This is a genomic window from Fenollaria timonensis (assembly GCF_001457835.1).
GTDB classification, from domain to species: Bacteria; Bacillota; Clostridia; order Tissierellales; family Peptoniphilaceae; genus Fenollaria; species Fenollaria timonensis.
In genome coordinates this window covers 281,159-298,772 of record NZ_LN898229.1, presented here as the reverse complement: position 1 = coordinate 298,772, position 17,614 = coordinate 281,159, and the positions used below count along the sequence as shown (strand labels likewise).

Here is a 17,614-nt window from a genome sequence, read left to right as displayed (position 1 = left end):
CATTGCTATTTTAACGGCTTTATAATATAATAGAAGTGGTGAGGTTTATGATTTATTTAGATAATTGTGCAACAACAAAAGTATATAAAGAGGCGATGGATGCGGCTGTGCATGCGTTTGAAGAAGCTTATGCGAATCCATCGAGCATACATAAGGCAGGCTTTTTACTAAGGAATGACTTTGAAGAGGCGAGGAGCGTCATCAAAAAATTTCTAAATATCAAGTCTGGCGAAATCATTTTTACGTCTTGCGCGAGTGAGGCGAATAACATTATTGTAAATTCGATTAAGGATATAAAGAAGAAGAAAATTTTGACGACGGCGGTCGAGCATCAAGCGATGAATAAGCCTATTGACAATCTAGTGGCCAATGGCTTTGAAGTGATTAAAATTCATCCTAAGGACGGACAAATCACTTTAGACGATGTATTAGCAAAGCTTGATGATGGCTTTGGCTTTGTTTCACTTATGCATGTTAACAACGAAGTGGGCAGCATCATAGACGTAGAAAGCATTTCTCGTGAAGTAAAGAGGCTTTATCCAGATATAATTTTTGCGACTGACGCGGTTCAAGCTTTTGGCAAGCTTCGTATTGATTTAAGCGAGGGCAATATTGATTTTCTGTCGATGTCGGGCCACAAGGTTCACGCGCCTAAGGGCATTGGCTGCCTTTACGCACGCGATGTGAACTTGGTTAAGCCACTTATTTATGGCGGCGAACAAGAATTTTCTCTAAGAGCAGGTACTGAGAACGTTCCGGGCGTCTTAGCTCTTGCTGAAGCGGTTAAAATTTTGGATAAAAATCTAGAAGATAATTATAAATATGTAAATGATTTAAAAAATAAAATGATAGAGAGCCTAAAAGAGCTTGATGGCGTTCACCTTCATTCAGAGGGCGAGGGCTATTCGCCATACGTTTTGTCGGTAGCTTTTGATAATATCAAGGCCGAGGTCTTAGTGCACATCTTAGAGCAAGATGAGGTCTACATTTCAACGTCTTCTGCTTGCTCATCGAAGCAAAAGAAGCACATGCGTGTCCTTGAAGGCTATGGCTACAGCGAAAAAGAAGCTGAAGAGACGGTAAGAATTTCATTTTCCGAGATGAATACTGAAGAAGAGGTCTTAAAGTCGGCGGAAATCATTAAGAAAGCGGTTAAATTTATTAGGAGTGTTAAAAAATGATGACGGATAAAGTATATTTGATAATCAGTGAGGGCGAGATGCACCTAAAGGGCGGCAACAGAAGGTACTTCGAGCAAAAACTTATCTCAAACATCGATAAGAACATGAAGGACATCGGCTACGACAGCCTTTATAATGATATCGGCAAGATAATTATAGAAGTGGACGAAGCAAAATCTGAAAAAGCAATTGAAGCACTAAAAAAAGTCTTCGGCATTGTTTGGATCAGAAAGGCTTATAGATGTGAAAAAGATATCGAAGTGATCAGGCGCCTCGCTATTGACCTAGTTAAGGAAAAGAATTTAAAAGGCACATTCAAGGCATCATCAACAAGAGCGGATAAGAAATTTCCGCTTAACTCGATGGAGCTATCAAGGGAGATAGGCGCTGCCATACTTACAAATACTGACGGACTAAAAGTTGATGTGCATACGCCCGAACATGAAGTTTACGTTGACATAAGGAAATTTGCCTACGTTTCAGTAGAAAAGCACAAGGCACTTGGTGGCATGCCAAAGGCAACTAACGGCAAGGCACTTTGCCTACTATCAGGCGGCATAGACAGTCCAGTCGCTCTATATATGATGGCGAAGCGCGGCGTTAAGGTCGATGCGATACATTTCCACTCATACCCATTTACCTCGCTGCAAGCACTTGAGAAGGTTAAAGGCCTTAGAGACATAGTTGCTGCCTACACTGGAGGTATAAAATTATACTCATATAATATGCTTGATGCTTACACAGCCATCAACCAAAATATGAACGTTTCGTACACAACAGTCGTTTCAAGAAGGATAATGATGCGCGTTGCGAAGAAGCTCGCTCACGACAAGGGCTACGACGCCATCATCACAGGGGAGAATATCGGTCAAGTTGCATCTCAAACAATGTACGGCATTAAAGCGATAGAAGACGCGACAGACATGGTCATCTTTAGACCGCTCATAGCCTTTGATAAGCTTGACATCATTGACATAGCGAAAAAGATAGGCACTTACGAAAAATCGATAGAGCCATTCGACGACTGCTGCTCAGTATTTTCGCCAGACCATCCACAAACGAGACCACTAATCGCTGATGTTAAATGCGAAGAAGAAAAGGTAGATATAGACGCAATTGTAGAGGATATTTATAAAAAAGGAGAGCTAATATGAAACTAAGTTTTTTAGGCGCAGCACAAGAAGTAACCGGCTCCAACTATTTGCTCGAAGCCTGTGGCAAGAAGATTGTTATAGATTGTGGCATGTTTCAAGGCAGTAATGACCTTGAAGAGCTCAACAAAAGGCCCTTTGACTACAATGTTAGGGACATTGACAAGGTTTTAATCACTCACGCACACATCGACCACATAGGAAGGCTTCCTAAGATGGTCAAGGATGGCTACGACGGCGAAGTCATCATGACTAAGGCGACTATGGACCTAGCTCCAGTCATGCTCTACGACTCGGCAAAGATTGGTATGCAAGACGCTGAGACTGAGACTAAGAAGAATCTTCGTCAAGGCCTTGACCCAGTTGAGCCTCTTTACACAGACGTAGACGTTGATGATACTCTTAAGCTTTTAAGGGGCTATGCTTATGGTGAAGAGATAGAACTTTTTGATGGGATCAAAATCATCTTTAGAGATGCAGGTCATATACTTGGCTCAGCCATCTTGGAAATTTACATAAATGAAGATGGTAAAGAGACTAAACTTGTATTTTCTGGCGACCTTGGTATGCCGGACAGGCCTCTACTAAAGGATCCGACTTTCATCAAGGACGCTGACTATGTCATCATGGAGTCAACTTATGGCAATCGCAATCACGAGAAAATTACGGACAGCACTCAAAAGCTTATTGATATCATAGATAAGACTGTTGCAAGAGGCGGAACTGTTCTAATACCAAGCTTTGCAGTTGGTAGGAGCCAAGAACTTATATATTTACTTAACAAAGAGTTCGAGAAGAGAAAGAATCAAAACGTAAGAGTTTTTCTTGATTCGCCGATGGCGGTCGACGCGACAGAAGTATTTATGCGTAACTACGATATTTTAGACGAAGAGACACAAAAGCTGCTTAAGTCGGGCGACGATCCACTTATGTTTAAGCACTTAAAATACATTCGCGAGACAGAGGACTCGAAGGCGCTTAATGTGGACGAGGCGCCAAAGGTCATCATCGCATCATCAGGCATGATGACAGCAGGCAGGATCAGACATCACTTAAAGAATTGTCTTTGGGACAAGAGAAACTCGCTTGTTATAGTTGGCTACCAAGCAGAAGGCTCCTTAGGCCGCATCATTCTGGGTGGCGTAAGAAGAGTTAAGCTCTTTGGTCAAATGGTGGACGTAGGCCTAGAAGTTTATGACTTGCAAGGCTTTTCTGCACACGCCGATCAAAATATGCTATTAAAATGGCTAGATGCTTATGAAAGAAAGCCTAAAAAAGTATTCTTGGTTCATGGCGAGAGCGATGCACAAGAAATTTTAAAGCAAAAGATAGCTAGAGACCAAGGTCTTGAGGTATACGCACCAAAGCTTGGAGAAACAATTGACCTAGCTACTGGTGAAAGTGCAAGGATCGATGTTCACAAGAACAAGCTCGCTGGTGAAGAAGAGCTTAAGAAGAGCTTTGACAATCTATTAGCCGCTTTCTCAAACATAGTTAAAAGCTCAAATAAATTATATACGAAGGAACACTTAAAGAAGAGTAAGAAGCTTAAGGACGCACTTGACGAGGCAGAGCTTGCCTTAGTTAATATCAATAAGGAGCTTAACTCGTAGGAGGAGAAAAATGAAGTACACAAAAACACTGAAGCGCCTGCTTGGAGACGCGATTAGAACAGACAGGAAGATGATTCTTTACATCTTATTTGCCTGTCTCTTAGGAGCCTTCGCTCCACTAGTATTATCACTAATGCCTAAGCTAATAGTTGGAGTCGTAGAAAATCCCGGTACAGACGCGATTAGAAGGATTTTACTAATCTCACTTGGCTTTTTTGTCTTGGAGTTCTTAGTTGAAGGCGTAAGCCTTTACTGCTCAAATCAAGTAATAACAGTTGCAAATAAAACAAGGTTCGAGCTAATGCACGAGCAAAACAAAAAGATGGCAGCTGCCGACTTTAAATACATAAGTGACAGATCCATCTTTAAGATGTATGGCATGGCCTTTGAAGCAACAAACAGTGACTGGGGCGGAGTTGCTGGCATGCTTAGAGAGTTTGCAAGAACTGCACCTATAATTCTTTCACTTATAATTATTGGAGGAGTTATTACGGCTTTATCACCATTAACAGGAGCACTACTACTTTTATATGCAATTACTTATGCCTACGCACAAAGACAAGCAAACAAAGAAGTAAGTGATAATGATGCCGAGATAAATAAAATAACTGATGAAATCAGATACTACACTAAAACTGCTGGTGATTTTAAATCTGGTAAAGAAATAAGGCTTTTTAATTTAAAAGACATGATACTTAATGCTTATAAAAACGTTATTGATAAGAGAAAGAGTTTTAGTCTAAGAGCTGTGAATAAAACTTTTAGAAAGAGTCTTTTATCAGTAATAATTTTAATTATTGCTCAGGGCATTTTTGCCTATACACTTATACTTAGCTTTAAGAATGGCTCAGTTGACACAGGTAGCTTCTTAATGTATCTAACACTTATGCTACAATTTGTATTATTGGCCGACAGAGCTATAGAAGACTACGAGTTTTTTGTTGTTAATCAAACTATTTACGTAGAAAATATGTATGATTTACTTGAAACAGATAAGCTAAGCTCAGACCATGGTACTAGAGATAGACTTAGTGGTGCTGTTGATATTGAGTTTAGAAATGTTAGCTTTGCTTATCCAAATACAGATAAGAAAGTGCTTGATAACTTAAGCTTTAAGATAGCTAAGAACGAAACCATCGCACTAGTTGGTAACAATGGTGAGGGTAAGTCCACTATAATCAATTTATTAGTAAGATTATTTAGACCGGACGAAGGCGAGATACTTCTTAATGGCGTAAACATCAACGAGTTCAAGGAAGAAGAGCTATATAAGATGTTTGCCTGCATATTCCAACAGGTAAATATCTATCCGTATACACTTGGTAATAATATTTCTATGCATGAAACTTATGACTTGGAAAGAGCCAAGAGAGCAATTGAGGACGTGGGACTTAAGGAGCGTATCGAAGAAGAGAAAAACGCTTACGAAAGAAATATGTCTCATGAAGTTGCTAAGGACGCTCTTGAACTATCGGGCGGACAAGAACAAAAACTTGCCATCTCGAGAGCTGTGTACAAGGACTCACCTATACTTATACTTGATGAGCCGACAGCAAACTTAGATGCACTTGCTGAGCACGAGATATATTCTAAGCTAAATGACTTAAGAGAGGACAGAACGTCGATATACATCTCACACAGACTTTCATCGACAAAGTTCTGCGACAGAATTATACTTCTTAAGGGCGGAAAGATCTTCGAAGAGGGTACTCACGATGAGCTTATGAAGAAGAAGGGTGAATATTACGAAATGTTCACTATACAAGGTAAATACTATACTAAGGAGGCCTAAATATGAAAAACTATAAAGAACATATGAAGATATATGGCTTCATGATCAAATCAATTTGGGAATACTCCAAGAAAACAGTATTTTTAATCTTACTGGCCTCATTGTCATCAGCAGGACTATTGATGATAAATGTATTCTTACCAAAACTAGTTATTGACTCAGTAATGAATGGCGCTGGCTTTGAGATAGTGACTTATGTAGTACTTTTGGTGCTTGCAAACGTTGTCTTAGCCAAAATACCAGGCTATGTCAACAACTACATCAACAACGTAGACCTTCCTGGCGTGCAACAAAGAATTCGTTACAATATATGCGAAAAGACTATGAAGCTTGATTACTCGATGCTTGAGAACAAAGATTACATGAATCTTAAGGACCAAGCGGACTTCATCATGAGCACTCAATCACCTCTAGCAAACTTCGTTCAAATAGCTGCGGAAGTATTTGTATCCTTTGTAGTTGTAATCTTCTTAGCGGTAATCGCCTTTAGCTTCTCCTGGGTTTTAGGTGTAATACTTCTTTTAGTAGCGTGCCTAAACTTTGTCATAGGCGCTTGGGCGAACAAGAAGATGGGAGACTTCTTAGCTTCACTTGAAGATATAAACAGAAAATTTTCTGCTTACATGAATATTATTTATGACAATAGTAAGATGATGGATGTAAAGCTATTCTCCATGCATAACTTGGTCAATGGATCCATATATAAATTAATGAAGGACATAAGCGCAGGTATAGCGAATATGTATACCATAAACTCACTTTCATTTTTCTTTAGCGGTATCTTAGACGGCGTATCAAGAGCTTTAAGCTACATCTATATATCGATTAGAGCCGTATCGAATGTTTTCGGCCCACAAATCTCAATCGGTTCCTTCGCTCTATACACATCGGCCTTTGTTAACTTTAACCAAAGAGTTAGAATCATCTCACAAAACTATGTCAATATGATTATGATGAGGAACATGACAGAGCCTTACTATAGATTTATGATGTTACCAGAAGAAAAGGCAAAAGCATACGAATATGATATGCCTAAGTCCATTGACACGATTGAGTTTAAAGACGTGTGGTTCAAGTACCCAAGCTCTGAAGACTACGTTTTAAAGAATTTATCCTTCAATATTAATAAGGGCGAAAAGATTTCTATAGTTGGTCTTAATGGTGCTGGCAAGACAACCATCATCAAGTTAATGACAAGGCTTTATGAGCCAACAAAGGGCGAGATACTTCTTAATGGCCTTGATATAAGTAAGATAAAGATGGATGAGTACCAAAAATTTATCTCAGTTGTGTTCCAAGACTATAATATATACAATTTCCCTGTGGCAGAGACTGTTGCATCAAAGACTGACTACGACAGAGAAAAAGTCACTAAAGTATTGAAAGATATTGACATATATGATAAAATTAATTCGTTAAGTAGCGGTATGGACACGAAAGTCTCCATGGGCTACTCTGAAACGGGAGAAAAACTATCGCAAGGACAGTTCCAAAAGCTAGCAATTGCAAGAAGCTTGTACAAGGACAGCGAGCTAGTTATACTTGACGAGCCAACATCGGCACTTGACCCGAAGAGCGAGGCGGAGATTTACGAGAACTTCAACTACCTTGTTAAGGAGAAGACATCGATATACATCTCACACAGAATGAGTTCGTCGATATTCTGCGATAAAATTTTGTTAATAAATAACGGTACTGTAGAGGACTTTGACACGCACAAAAAACTAATGCAAAAGACAGACAGCCTTTACTACAAGATGTTCAACGCACAAAAAGAAAACTACGAGTACCAAGAGGAGGAAGAAAGCTATGAGAATGAGTAAAATGTTTTTTAAAACATTGAGAGAGGATCCTAGCGAAGCAGAGATTGCATCACATAAGTTACTATTAAGAGGCGGCTTTATCAAGAAGAGCGCCTCAGGAATTTATTCATACATGAACCTTGGCTACAGAGTAATCAGAAAGATTGAGGCCATAGTTAGAGAAGAGATGGACTCACACGACGCTCAAGAGATCAACATGAGTGCTGTTCAGCCAAGAGAGCTTTGGGAAGAGTCGGGTAGATGGGATACCTTCGGACCAGAGATGTTTAAACTAAAGGACAGAAACGACAGAGAGTTTTGTCTTGCGCCAACAGCAGAAGAGTTTTTCACAGATCTTATAAGAAGCGATGTAAACTCATATAAGAAGCTGCCAATAAATATCTACCAAATCAAAACTAAGTACAGGGACGAGAAGAGACCTAGATTTGGTATCAATAGAGCGAGAGAGTTTTTGATGAAGGACGCTTACTCTTTTGACAAGACTCAAGAGGACATGGTCGCTAGCTACAAGAACATGTGGGAAGCTTACGAAAACATCTACGACAGACTTGAACTTGATTACAGGATAGTTAGAGGCGACTCAGGTGCTATCGGTGGTAACGAGTCACACGAGTTCACTGCACTTTCAGATGTTGGTGAAGGCGTGATCACATATTGCGATAGCTGCGATTTTTCGGCGACTGATGAAAAAGCTGAAGTAGCTTATAAATATGACAATAGTAATGAAGATATAAAAGAGATTGAAAAAGTAGAAACAAAAGGCGTTAAAACTATTGACGATTTAGCGGAATTATTAAAGGTAGATAAAGATAGATGCCTTAAGGCAGTTGACCTAATGGTTAAGGGAGAAAAGATCGTAGTTTTCATACCTGGATCAAGAGAGCTTAATCTAACAAAATTAATAAAGCATCTTGGCTGCGCAGAGCACGAGATTGAGATGATGGGCGACGAAGAGATCAAGGCTATGGGCTCCTTCCCAGGCTACACTGGCCCTATCGGCTTAAAGGCTGATAGACTTATCGCCGATGAAAGAGTTAAGAATATCAAAAACATGGTTATAGGCGCTAACGAAGAAAATTATCACTATATGAACTATAATATTAGTGATAATGAAAAATTTGAATTCGTCGATGATTTACTAATGATAGCTGAGGGCGATGTTTGTCCTAAGTGCGGCGGCAAACTTGAGTTCAAGAGAGGCATAGAAGTCGGAAACATCTTCCAACTTGGTCAAAAATACTCAAAATCAATGAAGGCAACATTCTTGGATGAAAATGGCAAGGACGAATACTTCTGGATGGGCTGCTACGGCGTTGGCATATCAAGAACAGTATCTGCTATAGTTGAGCAAAACAACGATGAAAAGGGTATCATCTGGCCAATATCATCATGTCCATACGAAGCCATCGTAACAATAGTCAATGTAAAAGACGAAGAGCAAAATAAACTTGCTGAAGAAATTTATCAAAAACTATTGGCGGAAAAGGTCGAAGTGCTTCTTGATGACAGAGCAGAAAGAGCTGGCGTCAAATTTAACGATAGAGACCTAATCGGTATACCTCTTAGAATTACAGTAGGTAAGCTTGCTAGTGAAGGCAAGGTCGAGTACTCAACTCGTCGTGAAATGGAAAATGAAGAGATAGATGCTAGCGAAGCTATTAACAAGATAATTGCATATATAAAGGAAAGGAAGAATAATCGTGGATAAAAAAGTTAGAGTAAGATTTGCACCATCGCCAACAGGTTTTGTGCACATAGGTTCATTAAGAACAGCGCTATATAACTACTTATTCGCCGAAAAGATGGGTGGCGACTTCATCTTAAGAATCGAAGACACAGACAGAACACGTTACGTCGAAGGCGCTATAGAAAACTTGATAAACTCACTTCACTGGGCAGGCATACACTACAGCGAAGGCGTTTTCATTGAAGATGGCAAGGTAGTTCAAAAAGGCGACTACGGCCCATATATACAATCAGAAAGACTTGATATATATAGAAAATATGTTGATCAGCTAATCGAAGAAGGCAAGGCATACTACTGCTTCTGCGATAAGGAAAGGCTTGACAGAATCAGAGAAGAAAGACAAATCAAGGGCCTAATACCAAAGTATGATGGCTTCTGTAGAAATATTCCTCTAGACGAAGCAAAGAAGAGAGTGGCAAATGGCGAGCCATACGTAGTTAGACTAAAATTACCAAAAGATACAGACATAACATTCCACGACGTAGTTAGAGGCGACATCACAATCAACACAGAAGATATAGATGATCAAGTACTATTAAAATCAGACGGCTTCCCAACATATCACATGGCAGTCGTAGTTGACGACCACCTAATGGGCATAACACACATCGTTAGAGGTGAAGAGTGGCTACCATCTACACCAAAGCACGTATTTTTATACGAGGCACTTGGCTGGGAAAAACCAGAGTACGTTCACTTACCAACAGTACTTAACAAAGACAGAAAGAAATTATCAAAGAGACAAGGCGACGTATCAGTAGAAGACTTCAAGGACAAAGGCTATTTGCCAGAAGCGTTAAATAACTACTTAGCACTAGTTGGCTGGTCACCAGAAGATAATAAAGAAATATTTACCATGGATGAGCTAATCAAAGAGTTCTCCTTCGAAAGAGTATCCAAGACAGGCGGTATCTTTGATAAGGACAAACTAGATTGGGTAAACGCACAATTCTTAAGAAATCAAGATATAAATGTATTAAGAGAAGAAGCAAGCGAAGAACTAGTTAAGGCAGGACTAATCACAAAAGATTTTGCAAAAGAAAACAAAGAGTATATGGAAGTTTTAATTGATACACTTAAGGATAATATCTCACTAATGACAGAATTGCCAGAAAAGGCAAGATTCATCTTCGAAGAGCTTCCACTTGCAGATGAAACAAAAGAATTCTTAGAAGGAGAAAATGCAGAAAACGCAAAAGTACTTGCAAACGCAATAGAAGAAGAGCTTGCATCAGTAGACGAAATCACACTTGATTACGCCAAAACATTCATGAAGAGCATACAAAAGAAGACAGGCATCAAAGGCAAAAACCTTTATATGCCAGTTAGAGCGATGATTTCCTTCTCAGTACACGGACCAGAAATGGATAGGATACTTTACTTATTAGGTAAGGAAAAGATATTCAAGAGATTAGATAAATTCAAATAAGATAATGGAAAAAGATTATGGGCTTTGCGCGATGCAGAGCCCATTTTTATGGCGGTGGGCTTGATAAATAAATATAAAACAATTATAATATAATTATATCCGCAAGAAAAGCTACAAAGAATGAACGAATGATATATATTAATGGTATTTAGGAGGTATAAAATGAGAGAAGAATACGATATAAAAAATTTAAATCCAAGAGAAAACATTTATGCTGAACAAATTGCAAAAAAGCAAATAACAATCAATCTAAATGAAACAGTTATCAGTTATTTTAAAGACCAAGCTAAAAGCACAGGTATACCATATCAAACTTTAATCAATTTATATCTTGAAGATTGTGTCGCAAATAATAAAAGCTTAAAAATGACTTGGAAGTAAATATTAAATTATACAAAGAAGTAGGGGAGACTCTACTTCTTTTTTGTAAGATTTATGAAAGAAATATATATACAATACATTTGCATAAAAGAAAAAGTTTTAGCTGTGGATCAATTGACCCTAGGCTAAAACTTTTTTATTGCTTTATTTACTTTACTTCAATTTATTAATTTCGTTTTTATTCTTCTTAACCACAGTGTTTAAGATCAAGATACCAATTATGTTAGGTATAACCATAAGACCATTCAAAAGGTCACTTACATTGTATATAGCGTCGACACTTACTATAGTTCCGCCAACCACAGCGATGATGGCGAAGATCTTGTAGTAGTTGATTGCGTCCTCACCGAATAGGTACATAACGTTCGATTCGCCGTAGTAGTACCAGCCAAGTATAGTCGTGAAGCCGAAGAAGAAGACCGATATCGCGTAGAAGACCGAGCCCGATCCGCCTAGAGCGATGTCAAAGCCGTTTTGCAAAACGCCTGCGAAGTGCGCTCCCTCAATCTCATTTGCGCCAGTCACTAAGATGATTAGCGCCGATATAGTGCATACGACGAAAGTGTCGATTATGACGGTTATCATCGAGATGCAGCCTTGCTTAGACGCGTGATCAACGTCAGCGATGGCGTTTGCATGAGGAGTTGAGCCCATACCCGCTTCATTTGAGAATAGTCCGCGCACCATACCATGCTTAAGAGCCTCTTTGATGCTGAAACCTACAGCACCGCCAGCAGCCGCCTTCCATGTAAATGCGTTTGCGAATATACTTTTAAAAACTGGGCCAATGTTTGCCGAGTACTTTAGTAAAATTACTAAACCATGTAAAAGGAACATCGCTATCATGAATGGAACGACCTTAGTCGCTACCTTTGCGATGGATTTTGCCCCACCTATAATTATAAATGATAATAATACTGCGATGAAGGCACCAGTATATACAGGCGCGATATTAAATGAGCTTTCAATAACGCTTGCAACCGAGTTCGATTGAACCATGTTTCCAGCGAAGGCTAGTGCGATGATTATGAATATGGCAAAGACAGCTGCTAAAAATTTACCGAGAGCCTTGTTCTTGATGCCTCTTGATAAATAGTAGGCAGGTCCGCCGAAGTAGTCGTCACCTTTTTTCTCTCTACATAGAATAGCTAAAACTGTTTCCGAATAAATGATTGCCATGCCTAAAAAGCCCGAAACCCACATCCAGAATATACTTCCAGAGCCGCCAAGCATGATGGCAGCAGCAACACCTGCGATGTTACCAGTACCTATTTGTGCGGCAAGTGAAGTGTAGAACGCTTCAAGAGGCGTTACTAGGCCATTCGCAGCGTCTCTTTTAGACTTCTTAAGCTCTTTAAAACCTTGTCCAAGCTTAGTAAATTGAATAAAGCCAAGCTTTACAGTTAAGTAAAGACCAGCAAAGACAAGCAAGAAAACTAATAAATAGTCCCATATAAAATCTTTGATCAATAATATTGTATCCATATTTCCTCCTTACTTAAGCTTTGGCTCGTCCAAACTGCGAGCTTCCTTCGAAACTATATTCGATAGTAAAACTAGACCTATGACATTCGGTATAACCATGAGGGCGTTAAACGTGTCCGAAAGCACCCATACAAAGTCAACAGATACGACTGTACCAACGATTACAGCGATTACGACAAGAAGTCTATACACCAAAACAGCCTTTTGCCCGAACAAGTAAACGATGTTCGACTCGCCAAAGTAGTACCAACCGACAATGGTCGAAAAAGCGAAGAAGAAGAGACTTATCGCTAAGAATATTACGCCCGGCTTGCCAAAAGCAATCTCGAAACCCTTTTGCGTAACAGCAACCGAGTCAAGACCATGCTCAAAAGAATATATATGAGCGTTAGTTAACAAGATAATCATAGCAGTTACAGTACAGATGATGATTCCAGTTAATACACCGAAGATGGCAGATAGACCTTGGTCCGCTGGCTTATCAACAGTTGCTACAGCGTGAGCATGAGGCGTAGAGCCCATCCCAGCTTCATTCGCGAATAGCCCGCGCGCAAGACCCATCTTGATTGCATGCTGAACACTGATACCAACAGCGCCACCAAAGACAGCCGAGGTACTGAAAGCACTTTGAAATATTAGTTTAAATACAGGGATGATATTTTGTCTAAACATAACAAGAATAACAAGACCAGATAAGATGAAGACAGCAGCCATAACAGGCACTATCATCTCAGCAATCTTAGAAATTCTTTGCACACCACCCATAACTATCATACTGACTAGAACCGCAAGGATAATGCCGGTGTAAGCAGGTTTGATGCCGAAGCCCTCTTGCATCGATAGAGCGATGGAGTTTGACTGAACCATGTTGCCCGCGAAGCCCAAGGCAAGAATTAAAAATATTGCGAAAACTATAGACAAGACCTTCGCAAAGCGCTTGTTCTTCACGCCTTGACTTATGTAGTACGCAGGTCCGCCATAAACTTCGCCGTCCTTCTTTTGTCTGAAGACTTGAGCCAAAATCGCCTCAGCAAAGATCGTCGACATGCCAAGTAGACCCGAGATCCACATCCAAAATACAGCACCCGGTCCACCAGCCATGATGGCCGAAGCCACACCGCCAACCGATCCAGTACCAAGCTGAGCTGCAACAGCCGTTGCAAGCGCTTGGAACGAGCTAACCTCGCCCTCCTTCTTAGGTCCGTCATCCTTTTTAAAAACATTTCCTAAAGTAGACTTCACAGCAAGACCAAGCTTAGTGAATTGCGGAAATTTTAATTTAATCGTAAAAAATAATCCAGCAAAGACAAGCAGGAAAATGATTACATAGTCCCACAAGAAGTCCTTAATATGAATAATAAAATCCATGATACCTCCAATCTGATTCCTTCTAAGTAAAAATATCTATTTAATCAATCACTCAATTCATAAGTATAAACTTTACTTATATATAGATGAGTAAGTATTAATTAATATTATATAATAAAAAAATTACTTAGTCAAACGAAATAATTTTGGGGAATGGATGGAGATGTGAAGAGAGCAACTGATTAAGAGTCAGTGGGTGTGATATATCTTACTTATAGTAAATAGTATTAGTATAGATAGTTTTTATATGCAATATATATTTTAATATGGTATAATAAAGATAAATAGAGTAAAAATTATAAATTTCATTAAAGATAAGCTTATGTAAAACTATGGCAGGATTATAGTTAAAATATATATATTTTGCTGAAAATCTTCAAAGGAAATAAATTATTGTTCAATGTAATAATAAGGTTAATAGTAAAGGTTTAAAAGTATTTTGAAGATTTTTTATGTTTTTGAATGTAAATTTAAAATAGTATGGATTATGTGAGGTAATAAAATGAATAGATATGAAATTATTCAAAAAATAGGTAACATGTATCATATTGGGAATACTGAATCAGGAGAATTTAGTTATGTTCAAGCTCTGAAAAGTGTTGGTAAAAATATAAAAGATTACCAAAAAGGAGACACAGATACAAACCATCAATACTTAGATATAAGATTTGAAAATGATAGATTGGTTATATTAGTAGAAACAAAAAATAGCTTTAACAGATGGGATCATAATAAAATTAGAAAACAATTACAAGACTATGTAAGGTACGAAAAAGTTTATTCTGATAAAAAAATAATTGCTATGCTAATAGAAACAGATGGAGATGATATATGGGTTTGGCATGGACAATCAGTTATTATTGATGAAGAACACAGGAAAAAAGAAGAAACCGTTTTAAAATCTTTTGAAGAATATGAGAATATAGTTTTTGGAAAAGTTAATGACAAAATAAAAGTTGTTGATTGGAAGATTGTATAATTAACTTAGCCACCAAATAAAAAAATCATGTGTACATATGGTATAGTATTAGTAACAAACAAAAAAACAACTATACGGAGGTACACATGACTCATATAAATTATACCATAGAATTTACAGAACGCAAGAAAAATTCACATCTATCACTACATGAAATGTCATTAATACAGGCATGGAAAATAGATGGACATAGCAACAGAGAGATAGCAAGAAGGCTAAATAGAGCCCCGCAGACAATAAACAACGCAATAAAGAAAGGCACAGTAAAGCAAAAGAGAATAATAAAAAGTAATAACAAAACATATACTTACTACGATGAAAAATACTTTGCCTTAACTAATTATGAGGTATATATAAACAATAGATCTTCTTGCGGAAGAAGACCAAAATATATAGATATAGTCGAATTTCTTAAATGGGCAGACAATAAAATGTTAAAAGATAAATGGTCTCCAGATGTATGTGTTGGATACGCAAAAGCAAATAGACTCTTTCCATCATCAGAAATACCATCAACAAAAAGCCTCTACAACTGGATAAATAAGTCACTAATGAAAACAAAAAATATAGATCTACTAGAAAAAGTAAAGAGAAAAAACAAAAATAGCACAAGAAGAACAAGACAAAACAAGAAAAAGCTTGGCATATCCATAGAAGAAAGACCAGATAAAATACAAACAAGAGAAGAATTCGGCCACTGGGAAATAGATACAGTTATAGGTAAAAAGAAAAAGACAGATCCAGTACTACTTACATTAGTAGAAAGAAAAACAAGATATGAAAAGCTGATAAAAATACATGGAAAAACACCCGATGCAGTAGACATTGGACTTAAATTCTTAAAAGATAATGCGCAGTTAAACAAAGAAATATTTAAAAGTATAACATCAGATAATGGTTCAGAATTTTCAAGCTTATCAGAATTAGCAGAATATGTAGATATATATTTTTGTCATCCATATACATCATGGGAAAGAGGAACTAGTGAATGTCAACATAAATTAATACGAAGATTTATACAAAAAGGCACATCAATAGAAGAAGTATCAAAAGAAAAAATATACAGAATAAACGAGTGGATGAATAATTTGCCAAGAAAAATCTTTAATTACAAAACTGCAAAAGAAGAGTTCATAAAGGAAATAAAACAGCTTAAAAGTATCTAGTTTAATAAAAATAAATACTTTTAAGCTATACTATACATTTAGTCTATATGATGTCTGGGTGGCTAACTTATTGTTGCAATTTATAAAAGTTGTTGATTCAATAAAGGTTTTAAATGAAATGCTACATTCAGATGGTGTAAATGAGAAATTGAGAAGTCAGTTTGTAGGCACTTGCCTGTTAGCATTAAAGAATGGACTTTCATATAAAAATTTAAAACCGACATTGGATCCTAATACTGGAAAAGATTTAAGTCAAGAAAAAATAATAATAAAAGATATAAAAAATATTCTGTCAGGCTTGTTATCTAAAAATAATGATGTGGATACTCTAAATAAGGCTGGAAAATTATCTGTGTTAAGTAGCAAGGTGCTAGACGATCAAGATATAGCTAGTTTAACTTATGATGAATTGCAAAAAATATTGGAATTTATAGACAACAATATAATTCCTTTTATTAATGATTCAAATACTGCAGGGCAAGATTTATTAAATCTATTCTTTACAACATTTAATAAATACGTTGGTAAATCTGATAAAAATCAGGCGTTTACACCAGATCACATTTGTGATTTTATGTGTAAAGCTGTAGGAGTAAATAAAAACTCACGAATTTTAGATCCTTGTTCTGGCAGTGGCGCATTTTTAGTAAGAGCAATGACAGATGCAATGGATGATTGCGATACAGAAGAAGAACGTGAAGAAGTAAAAAGAAATCAAATTTTTGGTATTGAATACGAAGATGGTGCGTTTGGTTTATCATCAACAAACATGTTAATCCATGGTGATGGTAATTCAAATGTTATCCAAGCTTCTATGTTTGAAAGAGGAGAATGGATTAAAGATAAAAATATAAATATTGTTTTAATGAATCCACCATACAATGCCACTAGAAAATTCTGCGATCCAGAATATGTTAAAACTTGGGGGTCTAGTAAAAAAGAAGATCCTTCTAAAGGCTTTCATTTTGTAGAATATGTTGCAAGACATATACCAGCTAACTCAAAAATAGCAGTACTATTACCAATGCAAGCTGCTATAGGAAACAGTGGAGATGTGAAAAAATTTAAAAAGATGATGTTAGATAATTATACGTTAGAAGCAGTTTTTTCATTGCCAAATGAAATGTTTTATCCAGGTGCTGCTGCTATAGCTTGCTGTATGATTTTTGATTTATCTCAAAAGCATGAAAGGTCTAATAAGGAAACTTTTTTTGGATATTTTAAAGACGATAAATTTATAAAAAGAAAAGGATTAGGTAGGGTTGAAAAAACAGATAGCGACGGGAATAGTTTGTGGGTAAGCACAAAAGATGAATGGCTTGACTTATATAAAAACAAAAAAGAAGTGCCGGGATTATCTGTTATGAAGAAAGTTACTTGGAAAGATGAGTGGTTGGCTGAGGCTTATATGGAGACAGATTATTCTTTGTTAGAAGAATCTGATTTTGAAAATACATTAAGAGAGTATTATGCATATCTTATAAGAACAGGAAGATAAA

13 protein-coding genes are annotated in these 17,614 nt (G+C 37.4%); 11 read left to right on the top strand and 2 right to left on the bottom strand.

Annotation, left to right across the window (positions count from 1 at the left end; genetic code table 11):
* Positions 1-47: 47 nt before the first annotated feature.
* The 8 genes from BN3004_RS01420 to BN3004_RS01385 all read left to right on the top strand — a co-directional run bounded on the left by BN3004_RS01420 (position 48) and on the right by BN3004_RS01385 (position 11,117).
* Positions 48-1,181 (top strand): cysteine desulfurase family protein, encoded by a 1,134-nt coding sequence (locus tag BN3004_RS01420; RefSeq protein WP_058259500.1) that lies wholly within the window; start codon positions 48-50, stop codon positions 1,179-1,181.
* Positions 1,178-2,335: a tRNA uracil 4-sulfurtransferase ThiI gene (gene thiI, locus BN3004_RS01415; RefSeq protein WP_242854175.1), complete on the top strand. Its 1,158-nt coding sequence runs from the start codon at positions 1,178-1,180 to the stop codon at positions 2,333-2,335. The genes BN3004_RS01420 and thiI overlap by 4 nt, the downstream gene beginning before the upstream one ends.
* Positions 2,332-3,945: an MBL fold metallo-hydrolase RNA specificity domain-containing protein gene (locus tag BN3004_RS01410; protein WP_058259499.1), complete on the top strand. Its 1,614-nt coding sequence runs from the start codon at positions 2,332-2,334 to the stop codon at positions 3,943-3,945. The genes thiI and BN3004_RS01410 overlap by 4 nt, the downstream gene beginning before the upstream one ends.
* A gap of 10 nt (positions 3,946-3,955) precedes the next feature.
* On the top strand, positions 3,956-5,737 hold the full coding sequence (locus BN3004_RS01405; RefSeq protein ID WP_058259498.1) for an ABC transporter ATP-binding protein: 1,782 nt from the start codon (positions 3,956-3,958) through the stop codon (positions 5,735-5,737).
* Between the two features lie 2 nt (positions 5,738-5,739).
* Positions 5,740-7,560 (top strand): ABC transporter ATP-binding protein, encoded by a 1,821-nt coding sequence (locus tag BN3004_RS01400; protein ID WP_058259497.1) that lies wholly within the window; start codon positions 5,740-5,742, stop codon positions 7,558-7,560.
* Positions 7,547-9,268 (top strand): proline--tRNA ligase, encoded by a 1,722-nt coding sequence (locus tag BN3004_RS01395; protein ID WP_058259496.1) that lies wholly within the window; start codon positions 7,547-7,549, stop codon positions 9,266-9,268. The genes BN3004_RS01400 and BN3004_RS01395 overlap by 14 nt, the downstream gene beginning before the upstream one ends.
* Entirely contained in the window at positions 9,261-10,736 is a 1,476-nt protein-coding gene (gene gltX, locus BN3004_RS01390; protein WP_058259495.1) for a glutamate--tRNA ligase, read from the top strand. Before BN3004_RS01395 ends, gltX begins: the two co-directional genes overlap by 8 nt.
* 162 nt (positions 10,737-10,898) lie before the next feature.
* Positions 10,899-11,117: a BrnA antitoxin family protein gene (locus tag BN3004_RS01385; protein ID WP_058259494.1), complete on the top strand. Its 219-nt coding sequence runs from the start codon at positions 10,899-10,901 to the stop codon at positions 11,115-11,117.
* A 153-nt stretch (positions 11,118-11,270) separates the two neighbouring features.
* Here BN3004_RS01385 and BN3004_RS01380 read toward each other — a convergent pair whose 3' ends face one another.
* Entirely contained in the window at positions 11,271-12,602 is a 1,332-nt protein-coding gene (locus BN3004_RS01380; protein ID WP_058259493.1) for an alanine/glycine:cation symporter family protein, read from the bottom strand.
* 9 nt (positions 12,603-12,611) lie between these two features.
* A complete protein-coding gene (locus BN3004_RS01375) occupies positions 12,612-13,970 on the bottom strand; it encodes an alanine/glycine:cation symporter family protein (RefSeq protein WP_058259492.1) in 1,359 nt (452 codons plus the stop codon).
* 502 nt (positions 13,971-14,472) lie between these two features.
* Here BN3004_RS01375 and BN3004_RS01370 point away from each other — a divergent pair.
* From BN3004_RS01370 to BN3004_RS01360, 3 genes are all read left to right on the top strand, one after another.
* The gene (locus BN3004_RS01370; RefSeq protein WP_058259491.1) at positions 14,473-14,949 is read left to right on the top strand and encodes a hypothetical protein; all 477 of its coding nucleotides are present in this window, start codon (positions 14,473-14,475) and stop codon (positions 14,947-14,949) included.
* A gap of 86 nt (positions 14,950-15,035) precedes the next feature.
* On the top strand, positions 15,036-16,115 hold the full coding sequence (locus tag BN3004_RS01365; protein ID WP_058259272.1) for an IS30 family transposase: 1,080 nt from the start codon (positions 15,036-15,038) through the stop codon (positions 16,113-16,115).
* Between the two features lie 73 nt (positions 16,116-16,188).
* On the top strand, positions 16,189-17,613 hold the full coding sequence (locus BN3004_RS01360) for an HsdM family class I SAM-dependent methyltransferase (protein ID WP_196792452.1): 1,425 nt from the start codon (positions 16,189-16,191) through the stop codon (positions 17,611-17,613).
* Position 17,614: the final 1 nt, after the last annotated feature.